The sequence below is a fragment of the Polaribacter sp. HA6-7 genome (assembly GCF_055693625.1).
This window is the reverse complement of sequence record NZ_CM146338.1, coordinates 2,308,757-2,321,011: the sequence shown is the minus strand read 5'-3', so window position 1 is coordinate 2,321,011 and position 12,255 is coordinate 2,308,757. Positions and strand designations below refer to the sequence as shown.

The 12,255-nt window shown below is 31.5% G+C and carries 11 protein-coding genes and 3 pseudogenes; 4 read left to right on the top strand and 10 right to left on the bottom strand.

What is annotated here, in order from left to right; all coding sequences use genetic code 11:
- Position 1: 1 nt before the first annotated feature.
- The 8 genes and pseudogenes from ACZ1HD_RS12960 to ACZ1HD_RS12925 form a co-directional block, all read right to left on the bottom strand.
- Positions 2 to 768: pseudogene (locus tag ACZ1HD_RS12960) on the bottom strand (HAD family hydrolase).
- 40 nt (positions 769 to 808) lie between these two features.
- Positions 809 to 1,837, bottom strand: a complete 1,029-nt coding sequence (locus ACZ1HD_RS12955; protein ID WP_079737161.1) for a LacI family DNA-binding transcriptional regulator — start codon at positions 1,835 to 1,837, stop codon at positions 809 to 811.
- Positions 1,838 to 1,903: 66 nt separating this feature from the next.
- Entirely contained in the window at positions 1,904 to 2,119 is a 216-nt protein-coding gene (locus ACZ1HD_RS12950) for a hypothetical protein (protein ID WP_472687667.1), read from the bottom strand.
- 50 nt (positions 2,120 to 2,169) lie between these two features.
- The gene (locus ACZ1HD_RS12945; RefSeq protein WP_472687666.1) at positions 2,170 to 2,934 is read right to left on the bottom strand and encodes an MptA/MptB family glycosyltransferase; all 765 of its coding nucleotides are present in this window, start codon (positions 2,932 to 2,934) and stop codon (positions 2,170 to 2,172) included.
- The gene (locus ACZ1HD_RS12940; RefSeq protein ID WP_472687665.1) at positions 2,910 to 3,290 is read right to left on the bottom strand and encodes an MptA/MptB family glycosyltransferase; all 381 of its coding nucleotides are present in this window, start codon (positions 3,288 to 3,290) and stop codon (positions 2,910 to 2,912) included. The genes ACZ1HD_RS12945 and ACZ1HD_RS12940 overlap by 25 nt, the downstream gene beginning before the upstream one ends.
- Positions 3,290 to 4,780 carry a cellulose synthase family protein gene (locus tag ACZ1HD_RS12935; RefSeq protein ID WP_472687664.1) on the bottom strand — a complete coding sequence of 497 codons (1,491 nt, stop codon included), beginning with the start codon at positions 4,778 to 4,780 and terminating at the stop codon, positions 3,290 to 3,292. The genes ACZ1HD_RS12940 and ACZ1HD_RS12935 overlap by 1 nt, the downstream gene beginning before the upstream one ends.
- Positions 4,780 to 5,472, bottom strand: coding sequence for a glycosyltransferase family 2 protein (locus ACZ1HD_RS12930; protein ID WP_472687663.1), 693 nt, complete (start codon positions 5,470 to 5,472; stop codon positions 4,780 to 4,782). Before ACZ1HD_RS12930 ends, ACZ1HD_RS12935 begins: the two co-directional genes overlap by 1 nt.
- Positions 5,472 to 5,801, bottom strand: a complete 330-nt coding sequence (locus ACZ1HD_RS12925; RefSeq protein ID WP_472687662.1) for a toxin-antitoxin system YwqK family antitoxin — start codon at positions 5,799 to 5,801, stop codon at positions 5,472 to 5,474. The genes ACZ1HD_RS12930 and ACZ1HD_RS12925 overlap by 1 nt, the downstream gene beginning before the upstream one ends.
- 301 nt (positions 5,802 to 6,102) lie before the next feature.
- Here ACZ1HD_RS12925 and ACZ1HD_RS12920 point away from each other — a divergent pair, with 301 nt between their 5' ends.
- Positions 6,103 to 6,972: a hypothetical protein gene (locus tag ACZ1HD_RS12920; protein WP_472687661.1), complete on the top strand. Its 870-nt coding sequence runs from the start codon at positions 6,103 to 6,105 to the stop codon at positions 6,970 to 6,972.
- A gap of 26 nt (positions 6,973 to 6,998) precedes the next feature.
- Complete coding sequence (locus ACZ1HD_RS12915; RefSeq protein WP_472687660.1) at positions 6,999 to 8,000, top strand: fasciclin domain-containing protein; 1,002 nt, start codon at positions 6,999 to 7,001, stop codon at positions 7,998 to 8,000.
- A gap of 224 nt (positions 8,001 to 8,224) precedes the next feature.
- Here ACZ1HD_RS12915 and ACZ1HD_RS12910 read toward each other — a convergent pair.
- Positions 8,225 to 9,846, bottom strand: a pseudogene (locus ACZ1HD_RS12910) (4Fe-4S binding protein).
- Between the two features lie 4 nt (positions 9,847 to 9,850).
- Positions 9,851 to 11,197: pseudogene (locus ACZ1HD_RS12905) on the bottom strand (NAD(P)/FAD-dependent oxidoreductase).
- 173 nt (positions 11,198 to 11,370) lie between these two features.
- Between ACZ1HD_RS12905 and ACZ1HD_RS12900 the strand changes: the two are divergent.
- Both ACZ1HD_RS12900 and ACZ1HD_RS12895 read left to right on the top strand, forming a co-directional pair.
- Positions 11,371 to 11,949: a hypothetical protein gene (locus tag ACZ1HD_RS12900; RefSeq protein ID WP_472687659.1), complete on the top strand. Its 579-nt coding sequence runs from the start codon at positions 11,371 to 11,373 to the stop codon at positions 11,947 to 11,949.
- Positions 11,934 to 12,239, top strand: coding sequence for a hypothetical protein (locus ACZ1HD_RS12895; RefSeq protein WP_472687658.1), 306 nt, complete (start codon positions 11,934 to 11,936; stop codon positions 12,237 to 12,239). Before ACZ1HD_RS12900 ends, ACZ1HD_RS12895 begins: the two co-directional genes overlap by 16 nt.
- Positions 12,240 to 12,255: the final 16 nt, after the last annotated feature.

The window sequence follows — 12,255 nt, the reverse complement described above, 5'->3', positions numbered from 1 at the left end:
GTTAAGCCTTAACTAATTTTTCTAAAACACTTTCTACTCCAAAATTATCATTACTTGTAGTCGCATAATTTGCAATTTCTGTGATGTCTTTATGAGCATTTTCCATAGAAAAACTAAAAGCAGCTTCTTTTAGCATTTCAATATCGTTATGGTAATCACCAAAAACCATGGTTTCTTTTTTAGAGACATTTAATAAGTTTTGCACTTGTCTTAAAGCATTGCCTTTATTGGCTTTGTCTGTAGAAATATCTAACCAATTTTTACCGAAACTTTTAAAAGATATTCATTTTCTAAATGTTTTATTGCTGGTAAAATATAAGCTTCTGATGATTTAAAGTTGTACACTGCTATTTTTAAAATAGGTGTGTGTTTTACAACATCTAATAAGTCGTCTACTTTGTTATAATTATGGTAATATTCTTTAAAATAACCAATAAATCGCTCGTCTTTACTTTCTATAAAAGCAGCGTCTTTGGTACATAAAACAAAATTGGTGTCTTCTATGCCTCTTAAAATCGGAATAATTTTTTGAATCTTAGAAGCTTCTAAAGATTCTTGTAGTAATATTTTATCTGCTTTTTTTGCAATTGCTCCATTTTCTGCAATAACATAAATATCATCTTTAATTGTAGCTAATTTATCTACAATACTGTGGTATTGTCTTCCGCTAGCGGCACAAAATGTGATGTTTTTTTCTTGTAGTTTTTTAAAAAGTTCGAAAAATAACGGACTAACTTCTCCTTTTGAGTTTAGTAGTGTTCCGTCCATATCAGAAACTACTAGTTTTACCTTACTTAAATCCATTTATTTAAGATTTTTTAGTAGAATTTCGTTCTACTAAATCTGTTTTAATAATTACCGTTTTAGGTTGGTCTTTAGGAGCCGCTTTGTTTTCTAATCTTTCAATTAATAGTTTTGCTGCAGTTGCGCCCATTTTTTCTCCATGCTGACTCACAGTAGTCATTTTTGGTTGAGAATGTCTCGCTAAAATTCCGTTAGAAAAACTAACAACGGCAAAATTTTCGGGTACTTTTAAACCTTTTTTCTGTGCAATTTTCATTGCTGCAATTGCAGAAGATTCGTCTGTCGCAATCACTGCATCTATTTCATTTGCATCAAAAATAGGAGCTAAAATACTTTCGTATTTTTTATAATCTTCTTCAATAATATTTATAATTAGTTTATTATTCACCGGCAAACCAGCTTTTTCTAAACCTTTTAAATAACCTTGATGTCTTTTTTTACCAATTTCTAAATTGCTAATTGTAGAGATAAATGCAATATTTTTACTACCAGCTTTAGCTAAGTATTTTACAGTTTTAGAAGCACCTTTAAAATCGTCTGTAATAACTTTATCACAATTAATAATTTCTGCAACTCTATCAAACATTACAATGGGTGTGCCGTTGTCTAAAATATCTTCGCAATGTTTAAAGTCGTTTTTTAACACGGTTTCTTCTGCCAAAGAAAGTATAAATCCATCGATACTTCCGTTAGAAAGCATTTCCATAGTTTCTACTTCCTTGTCATAAGATTCGTTAGAAATACAAGAAATAATTTTATAGCCTTTTTCGTTAGCAACTTTTTCGATACCATTAAATACCTGTGCAAAAAAGTAGTTTAACATATTTGGTATAATAATACCAATTGTTTTTGTAGACCTGTTTTTAAGGCTTAACGCATTAAAGTTAGGTTTGTAGTTGTTTTCTTTTGCGTATTTCTGAATTTTTTCTTTAGTACTTACGCTAATTTCATAACTGTCGTTCAGCGCTTTAGAAACCGTTGAAATAGATACACCAAATTGTTTAGCTATGTCTTTTATTGTAAGTCTTTTCATATATGGTAAAAAATTAGTGACCAAAATACAAAAAACTCAGTAGATAAGAAGAAGTTCGCTGTAATTTTACAATTTCTTCATTTTATAGTCTTGCCAAAGTTCGTAACTTATAAAAGAATAAAGCACAAAATACTCTAAGAAAACAATAGATAAGTTTTCTTGCCAAGGTGTATTTGCATAAGCCTGATACGTTAAAATTATTAGTAAAGACCAAACTACCGGAAACTTATATTTTGTAAATACACTTAAAATTAACGGAGTAGCAACGTACCAAGGATGCACAGTTGTTGCGGTAAAATAATAAAAACACAAACCAAATAGCATCGCAGTAATTAACTGAATGCTATCTTTATTTTTTCTAAAAAAGTTACATACAGTAAAAAAAGTATTGTTAAAACAGGTGTTATTTTACCAATGATAGCAATTTCGTTGTAACCTCTAAAAAGGTAGCCAATTTCTCGAAAGATATAGTAAAAACTTGCATTAAATTCAAAGTTACGAAACCACAAACCAACCGAATTAGAATAGTTATCAATTAATTCTGACGAGAAAAATGGTAAGAATAACAAAGCTGTTACAATTAAAATGATACTATTAAATGCTATGAATTTTAAGAGCCCTTTAAAATTGATTTTAAAACCCAACCAGTTTTCTTTTGCTTTAAAATTAACTTTGCTATATACAAACCATTGAAAAAATAATGGTAAAAATAACAACGGAATTAATTTTACCGATACTGAACATGCAATTAATATGGCTGCAAAAATCCATTTTTGTTGCTGTAATTTATACAAGGCCCAAACTAAGAAAAAGAGCATTACAGATTCGAAATGTAGATTACCAGTCATTTCTATAATTATAAACGGATTTAATACATACCAAAAAATGTTTTTAATTGGTAAGTTTAGATTTTGTAGAAGTTTTTTTCCGAAGTATAGAATTCCTAAATCTGCTAAAATAATTAGCGTTCTTAAAACAATTACAGATCCGAAGATGCTCTTACTAGCAAATAGTGCAGCAATTAAAAAACATAACTGATTTAATGGCGGATAATTGGTGAAATGACTTCCGTTTAAAGAACCCATACCAGCATACAACTCTTTGGCATCTGCAATGGGCTGTATGTTTTGTTGGATAAAAGTTTCGGTAAAGATAAATACGGATTAAAACCGTTTAATAGCATTCTTCCATCCCAAATAAATCGATAAAAATCTTGTGATAGATTCGGAATCGAGAATAGAAAAACCAAGCGAAATACAATGGCAATTGCAGCTAATGTTTCAAAAGAAGTTTGTTTCTTTTTTATCAGTATATAAAAACCGGTAAACAAAGAAAACCATAAAAAACACACGGTATAAAAAGCAGTTCTTTCAATAAAATAAGCAAAAAGAAAATAAGCAATTATACTTAAACAAACTACAAATGCTGTGGTGTATTTTTTTAAAAAAGCCATTATGCTTTAGAAAAAACAGATTTAAAAAACACGTAGCTAAAACCTACAAAAAGCATAAAGTGAAAAGGAAACAACCCGAAATCACCACCTTGATTTCCTACTACAAAAGCACTGTACATTCCAAAAACAAAATAAATAGCTAAAATGCCTTCTAAAACAACATGAATAGAAGGTTTCTTTTTGATGTATTTATTGTTTTTCCAACCATCTTTAATGGTTTTAATATTAAATTTAGGAGTTCTCACAAACTCACTTTTCTTACCTAAATGTCCTTCTAAAACCGCAATTGTATTGTGTAAAGAAAAACCCATTGCAATAGAGAAAAAGGTAAAGAAAGCACCAATATATTTTATGAAATTTTTAAATCCGCCGCCATAAATATTCTTGTACATATGCCAATAACAGATAAAAAAGATAAGCGAGCTTACCACGAAGAAGCTCATTACATAAAAGTAAATTTTAAGATGCTCGTATTCGTTTTTAATGTATAACATAGGTATACTTAAAACGGCTACTAAAAAAATACAAGTAAACATAGAACTGTTTAGTAAGTGCAATAAACTGTGAATTTTAGTTTTAAGAGAAACATTATCACTTTTTATAACACGTTTCATCATTTTTTGAAAATTCTCTGCACCACCTTTGTTCCATCTAAATTGTTGTGATCTAGCTGCACTAATAATTACCGGCAATTCTGCTGGTGTTTCTACATGCTCTAAATATTTAAACTCCCAATTTTTCAATTGTGCACGGTAACTTAAATCTAAATCTTCGGTTAACGTATCGCCTTCCCAATTACCAGCATCATAAATACACTCTTTACGCCAAACACCAGCAGTACCATTAAAATTGATAAAATGGCCTTTACTATTTCTACCTACTTGTTCTAAAGTAAAATGTGCATCTAAGGCAAAAGCTTGTATTTTTGTAAGCGTAGAGTAATTTCTATTGATGTGTCCCCAACGAGTTTGCACAACACCAATGTTTTCATTTTTAAAATAAGGTACAGTTTGTAATAACCAATCTTTTTGAGGTAAAAAATCGGCATCAAAAATGGCTATGAATTCTCCTTTGGCAATTTTTAGACCTTCTTTTAAAGCACCAGCTTTAAAACCTTGTCTGTTGGTTCTTCGAATGTGTTGTATATCTATTCCTTTATCTTGAATTTCTTTGATATGTTTCGCCGTAGTTTCTACAGATTCATCTGTAGAGTCATCTAAAACCTGAATTTCTAATTTGTCTAAAGGATATTCAATTTTAGCAATATTCTTTAGCAAGCGTTTCATAACATACAACTCGTTATAAACAGGCAATTGAATGGTAACAAACGGAATTTCTTTTGGGTTAGAAAAATCTAGTTTTTCTGATGTGTCTTTTTTCTTTCTTGCTTTTAAGTAATTAAAAAGTAAATTTAATTGTGCTATTGCGTACATTAAAATAAGCAAAAGAGATATAGAATAAATGATAATTACGATGTATTCTAAAACCATTATTTAAAACTGTATTTGAAGATCCAACCTAAAATTTTTATGCCCGCAAATATACTACCTTTTACGGTTCCTGAAACTTTAGAGACACCTATTCTGTTTCTATATTTCATAGGTATTTCTACATACGTTAGTTTTTGTTTTAATGCTTTTAACTGCATTTCTACTGTCCATCCGTAAGTTTTATCTTCCATTTGCAATGCCAGTAACTTATTGTATTTAATAGCCCTAAATGGTCCTAAATCTGTAAAATTAGCATTAAAAAACAGTTTCATTAGGCTTGTAGCTAGCCAATTACCAAATATTTGTTGTGGCGTCATTGCACCTGTTTCTCTTAATTCTTTTACTCTTGCGCCAATTACAAAATCTAAATCTTGTTGCACTATTGGTGCAATTAATTCTGTAAGTTGCTCCGGATAATCAGAGTAATCTCCATCTAAAAAAACAACAATTTCTGGCTTTATTTCTTGTTTAGAAATGTAATCCATTCCTTTTAAACAGGCATAACCATACCCTTTTCTGTTCTCTGTTAAAACAGTTGCACCAGCTTTGGCGGCGTTTTCTTCAGTTTTGTCGGTTGAGTTATTGCTAACTACAATAATTTCGCCTACTATTTTGGGAATGTCTCTTATAACGTTTCCTATAGAATCTTGCTCGTTATAAGCAGGAATGATTACTTTAATATTTGAATTCATTAAAATTTTGCGTTCGGATTGTCTTTCTTAAAACTATAGTAAGAAGTCCATTCTCCAATTTTTTTATTAGACTTGTAGCGTTCAGATTTTTTTAAACGGTTGTTGTAGTATATTAGCGAATAACCATCTTTTAGGCCATTCTTATACTGAATTTTTATTTTTTTGTTTTTAGAATAAAAAATCCACCAGTTACTTGCTTTATTGTTTTTATAACCACCTTCTTTAAGTAGGTTATTATTTTCGGCGTAAAAATACCAATAACCCGTTTTTTTACCACTATTAAAATGACCTTTTTTTCTATGGTTCCGTTTGTGTAGTAAAAAGTCCAATAATCTGTTTTCTTATTGTTTAGCATCCATCCTTCGGATGTTAAATTTCCTTGATTATCGTAATTTTTAATAAATTCTTTTTGATTAAAGTTCGTTAGAAAAAATAAAATTGTTAGGTATTTAAAAAGCATACTATTGGTTATGTGTTTAAGTTGTCGTTATAAAAAGTGTAAACTTTCAGGGGTTACTTTACATACGTAAAATTTTTTTTGGTTTTTTTAAAAAAAATAAAACCGCACTTCTTTTTTCTCGTAGGTATGGTGTCACTAACAATTAAAAAACAAACATTATGACAAAAAAAATGAAAACACTTTTAGGTTTATGCCTTTTAGTATCGAGCTTTACAATAGCTCAGAGTCCGGTAAATGGTTTTATGAAAAAATCTGGTGAAGGTTCTGTAGTCGTTTCTTATTCTAAAGAAAATTACAGCAAAGTATTTTTAGTACCCAATGAAATTGATGGCGTACCTGTTTTTAACGATGTAAGTATTAGTAGTATTTCTTTATTCGGAGAAATTGGAGTTTCAGACAATTTTAATATTGTATTAAATGTGCCTTACATTAAATCCGAAGGAAATGCATCTGATGCAGTTTTAGAAAACAACGGTTTTGAAAATGTAAGAAAAGGAGTACAAAATTTAAAAGTGTATGCTAAATACAGATTACACACTTTAAATTTTGAAAACAGTAGTTTAGATTTTATTGGTGCAGCGGGTATAGAAACACCAATTGGTAATTACAGTGCAAACGAAGGTTTACAATCTATTATTGCAATAGGTAACGAAGCAACAACCTACAATGCTTTTGGTGTTGCTACGTATAAAATGAACTCTGGTTTTTTTGCAACAGGGCAATTAGGATACAGTGTTAGAGGTAACGATGTGCCAAATGCTTTATTAAGTGAGTTTAAATTAGGGTATGCAGCTTCTAAGTTTTACGTAGATGCTTTTATAGCAAACCAATTATCAGATGATAGTGGTGTAGATATTTTAGGCGAAGGATTTACAGGATTTTTTCCTGCAACACGTGTAAATTATACAAGAATTGGTATCAATGCATTTTATCCTTTTACAGATTCAATTGGTATTACTGCGGGTACAAACACGTATATCTCTGGTAGAAATTTAGGAAAAGCTACAGGATCTTACGGTGGCGTTGTCTACTCATTTTAATTAAAAATTTAATAAAACATACAATCATGAAAAATTTATACAAACTAAAATATATATTTATTACAATTTTAACAGTAAGCTTAGTTTCTTCTTGTCAAACCGAATCAAGTTTCGAAGATGAATTACCATCAATAGCAAATATAGCGGTATCTAATGCGGACTTTAGCACTTTAGAAGCGGCAGCAGTTGCAGGTGGTGTTGCAGGAGTTTTAAGTAACTCTAACCCAAATGATGCAAGCGGAGCATACACTGTTTTTGCACCAACTAATGATGCATTTGCGCGTTTAGGATTGAATGAAAATACACTTGGTGTTCTTCAAAAATCATTTTTAACAAACACTTTATTATACCACGTTTCTAACGGAAACTTAGCAGGAAATACAATTAATGATGGCGGTACGTCTACATCTGCACTTTCTTTAGATAGAAGATTTATCGAAAGAGGAGAAGATACTTACATCAACGGTTCTAAAATTTTAGCTACAGATGTTACTGCAAGCAATGGTACTGTGCATGTAATTGATAAAGTAATGATTGCTAGTGGTGCAGATATTGTACAAACTGCAATTGCTTTACAAAGTGCAAACGTTTTTACTTCTCCAGAATTAACGTACTTAGTTGAGGCAGTAGTTTATGCAGAATTGGCAGAGGCTTTAACAGCATCAGAAGGAAGTCCTTCTTTTACAGTTTTTGCTCCAACAGATCAAGCATTTATTGATTTAGGTGCTGCCTTAGGGTTGACATTTACTTCACCAGCAGATATCCGTCAATTACCAAAAGAAACAGTACAACAAGTACTTTTAAATCATGTTGTTGCCAACGATGGTAAATTTACTTCAGAATTAAGTGCAGGTACTGTAACTCCTTTAGGTGGAGACGATTTAACATTAGGTGCTTTTACAAACGGAACACTTACTGTTACAGGTGCCGGAAACGGAGGAGAAGTTGCTAATATGGGAATTCCTGATGTACAAACAACAAATGGTATCGTACACGTAATTGATAGAGTATTGTTACCAAACCTATAAAAACTTTTTAGTTTTTTGATTTGAATTTATAAGCCACAGATTTTATCTGTGGCTTATTTTATTTAAAAAGGTTTGTAGTTGATGTGGCTATTCAAGCAGAAGTATTAAAACGATATACTATTCATCATAAAGATTCTATCATCCTTAAATTTAAGCTTTAAACAACCACAAAAAAAGGACGCCTTCTAGCGTCCTTTTTTATATTAAACTTGATATGTTGGTAATTATTTCTTGTTTACTAAATCCATTAAATCAACATCGTTTCCTAATAAAACATCAGTAGGATTTATTCTTCCTTCTTCCGGACCGTTTTCTAATTTTAAAACACCTCTAGGGCAAACTGCAGAACAAACACCACAACCAACACAACTAGAACGTACAATGTTTTCTCCTTTTTGTGCATAAGCTCTAACATCGATACCTTGCTCGCAATACGTAGAACAGTTTCCGCAAGAAATACATTGACCACCGTTGGTTGTAATTCTAAATCTTGATTTAAAACGTTGTACAAAACCTAAATAAGCTGCTAATGGGCAACCAAATCTACACCAAACTCTATTACCAAAAATTGGATAAAAACCAGTACCGATAACTCCCGCAAAAATAGAACCGATTAAAAAGCCATAAATATCTTGAATTGTTTGTGTTTGAATACCTAATACTTGTCCTTCATTTGTAAAGAAAGTGTACAAAGCAAAACCAGTCATCACTAAAACAAATATTAATACAGAATGAATTACAATACGTTCTACTCGCCAAGAAAGTAAAGTTTTACTAGACAATTGTCTGTAAGGGTCTCCTAGCGTTTCTGCCAATCCACCACAACCACAAACCCAAGAACAATACCATCTTTTTCCGAAGAAATACACCATAACCGGTACAACTACAATGGTAAGTACAACACCCCAAACTAAAATGAATAGACCTAAACCACCGCTGGCTAATAATTCCTCTAAATTCCATTTAAAAAAGAAATCATAATCTAAAGGAAACGCATTTTTAAAGTCGTACCACGGTTTTTCGAATCGCACTAAAATTTCGGAATCAAAAAAGCAAATACTATTTGAAAGAATAAAACCGATGTAGTTCTTAATATTTGGTATTTATTATGGCGATATTTAATGTACATTCTAACAGCCATTACTGTCATTACAACACAATATAAAAATCCGTATAAAAACCATTGGCTTGCAGGGTTACCGCTTATAAATTTACTAATAGGATCTACCAAATACACCCAATTTACAATGTAATCTGGGTAGAAGTATAGCAGTATGTAAAAACTAACTAGAAACACAAAAGCAAACCAACCAATCCAACCGCGATTGGTAGCTGCACTTAAAAAGATACCATCATTTTTAATACCAGGTTTTCCTAACAAAATTACATCTGGTACAATAAACATAAGTGCACCTATAATACCCAAACCAAAGGTTAAAAACCATGCCCAACCCGTTTGTTGTGCCGCAAAACCTTTACCAGCCTTTTTGGCAAGTGTATAGCTAAGACTGTGTGGTTTACCGGAGATTTTATATTGAAACTGAGCTCCTTTTTTCTCCCAATTTTTTGCTGCATCGTATTTTGCAATTAAATCATCGTAATGTTTATTAGCATTTGCATATGCTTTTCTAGTACGGCTAGAGAACTCAAAAATAGACAAGTTGTCTTTGGTTACTACTGCTTGTTGCAGTTCTTTGGCAATTACTTCATTTTTATAGTTTTGATCCTTTAAAAAAGTATCAAGTTCTGTTTGATTTAAATTAAAATCACCTGTAAAAATTAAGGCTATAAAGGTGGCTAAACCTATAAGAAAAAGTAGTAATCCTGTTTGTTTTATTGCTTTCATCATCTTATGCTTTGCTAAAAATTCTTTTCCAGCTTTTCTTTTGTAGTTGTATATTGGTGTTGTTTTCTTTGTTGAATTTTGCCACAATTTCTTTTTCGTGAAGTTTGTAAAATTCGGATCAAAATTAGCGTCTGCTAAGAATTCTAAAACATGTGATATGTTTTGCTTTTCTGTAAGCCATTTGTCAAATATTTCATGGCGCATTCGAATGCCAAACGTATTGATTCCTAAGAATTGTTTAGAATCCTTGTCAAAAGAAATGGTAATGCATTTATTTTCAGATGGGTGTTTCCATTGAAAATACGCTTCGTTTTCTTTCTTATTTCTTTCGCTAAACACCCAACCATATGTTTGATATTCAATGTCTAAAAATTTTGCAGAATTAAACCAATGCCCTGGTTTGTATGCTATTCTATTACCACAAATAGTTTCTGCTAAGGTTTCTCCCATCATCCTACCCGTGTACCAAACTGCTTCAATATTTCTTCTTTGTCCGATGGCTTCGTGTTGTTCTGCACAATCGCCAATAGCATAAATATTAGCTACATTGGTTTCTAAAAAACGATTTACTTTTACACCTCTACCAAGTTCGATATTAGATTCTTTTAAGAAATCTATATTTGGGGTAACACCAGCAGTTAAACCAACAACATTACAAGCAATTTCTTCGCCTGTTTCTTCAATAATAATAGAAGTTACGCGTCCGTTTTTATCTGCTTTAATTTCTTTTAAGTTGGTGTTTAAACGCAAATCTATGTGGTGTTCTTTAATATGCTGATTTATCATTTCAGATTCTTGAGCAGGCAAAACACCGTTCCGAAACTGGTTTCTCTCACTAAAAAAGTAACTGGTATTTTTCTACTGCGTAGCATTTCTGCCAATTCAATACCTATCAAACCACCACCAACAATTACGGCTCTATTACACGCTTTATTATCTGGTGCAAGTTGTTCTAGTTTTTCTAAATCTTGTTTGTGGTACATGCCAATAACACCTTCTAAATCTTGCCCAGGCCAACCAAACTTATTTGGTTTAGAACCTGTAGCAATAATTAATTTATCGTAGGCTAAAATTTCACCGAAGCAAATTCAATATTACTGTTTTCTGTATGTACTTTTGTTACCAAACCTTCTTTTAAGGCAATGTTGTTTTTATCCCAAAACCAATTTTCATAAGGTTGTGTATGTTCAAATTTCATGTGCCCCATGTACACATACATTAAAGCAGTTCTAGAAAAGAAATATTTGGTTTCTGCAGACACAATGGTAATTTGTTTGTCAGACTTTTTTCTAATATGTCTTGCTGCAGTTACACCGGCAATACCGTTCCCAATTATTACAATATGTTCCATAGTTGATTGATTGTTGCTTTTATGTCGAAGCTAAAGTTAAGAACTTAAAACCGAAACTTCATTTTAATTAAATTTAGAATCATTATAAATAGATTTTCTAGAAAATGTTTGTAAGTATCTAAAAATTGTAAAGACTTACTTAAAAAATTTACCAACATTAAAATCAACCAATAATGAAAAAAGTTTTAAGTAAAAGTTTGTTTGTAGCCTTTTTAGCTATAGGTTTACAAGTGCAAGCGCAAGAAAATGATGCACCTGCAAAAAGCAATGTGCAAACGTATACGCCATCAAAATTATTAAACAAGGGGCAGTGGGATATTAAGTTTTTTAACAATTTGTATACAGAAACCAAAGGGAAGTTTAACGGAGTAAAAGCAGACAAGGCAAGAGAAAATTACTTTACATCAACTTTAGAAGTATTTACGGGGGTTTCTGAAAATAACAGAATTAATGTAGGTGTATTGTTAGAGTATCGTTCTAATACAATTGGCGGTAAAAGTGCAACGGCAGTTTTCGATTTAGGCAATGATGCAACAGCAAGAAAAGGGCTTTCTTCTTTTGCACCAGCAATTAAATTTCAGCCATTAGAAAATGTAGGAAACTTTTCGATACAATCTGCTTTTCACATTCCGATTATAGAAAACGAAACAGAAAATGGTGTTTTTTTAGACCAAACGGCGTACACTTTTCAGAATCGTTTTTTTATGATTACACACTACCAAGCGGTAACTGGCAATTGTTTACAGAGTTAAATACAGAGTATAATTTTGGCGAAGAAGATAGTTTTGCAAATAAGACGTTTTTATTAGCACCCGGAATTTTTATGAGTTATTTTCCTTCGGATAAATCTACTGTTCTAGGTTTTGTGCAACACGCACAACGTTTTGGTGATTTTACACAAGATTATACCGCGCTTGGTTTTGGTGGAAAATACCAATTAACAGACTTGTTAAACTTAGAGGTTTTGTATAGTAAATTCATACGTGGTAACGATACTGGTTTAGGACAAAGTTTTAACATTGGTTTAAGAGCGCTATTTTAACAAAAAGAAGTATTTT

Bases quoted from the DNA above. Each gene is read 5' to 3' on its own strand.
- ACZ1HD_RS12940 (WP_472687665.1), bottom strand. From the start codon at position 3,290: ATGGCTTTTTTAAAAAAATACACCACAGCATTTGTAGTTTGTTTAAGT.
- ACZ1HD_RS12900 (WP_472687659.1), top strand. From the start codon at position 11,371: ATGAAAAAAGTTTTAAGTAAAAGTTTGTTTGTAGCCTTTTTAGCTATA.
- ACZ1HD_RS12920 (WP_472687661.1), top strand. From the start codon at position 6,103: ATGAAAACACTTTTAGGTTTATGCCTTTTAGTATCGAGCTTTACAATA.
- ACZ1HD_RS12935 (WP_472687664.1), bottom strand. From the start codon at position 4,780: ATGGTTTTAGAATACATCGTAATTATCATTTATTCTATATCTCTTTTG.
- ACZ1HD_RS12915 (WP_472687660.1), top strand. From the start codon at position 6,999: ATGAAAAATTTATACAAACTAAAATATATATTTATTACAATTTTAACA.
- ACZ1HD_RS12930 (WP_472687663.1), bottom strand. From the start codon at position 5,472: ATGAATTCAAATATTAAAGTAATCATTCCTGCTTATAACGAGCAAGAT.
- ACZ1HD_RS12955 (WP_079737161.1), bottom strand. From the start codon at position 1,837: ATGAAAAGACTTACAATAAAAGACATAGCTAAACAATTTGGTGTATCT.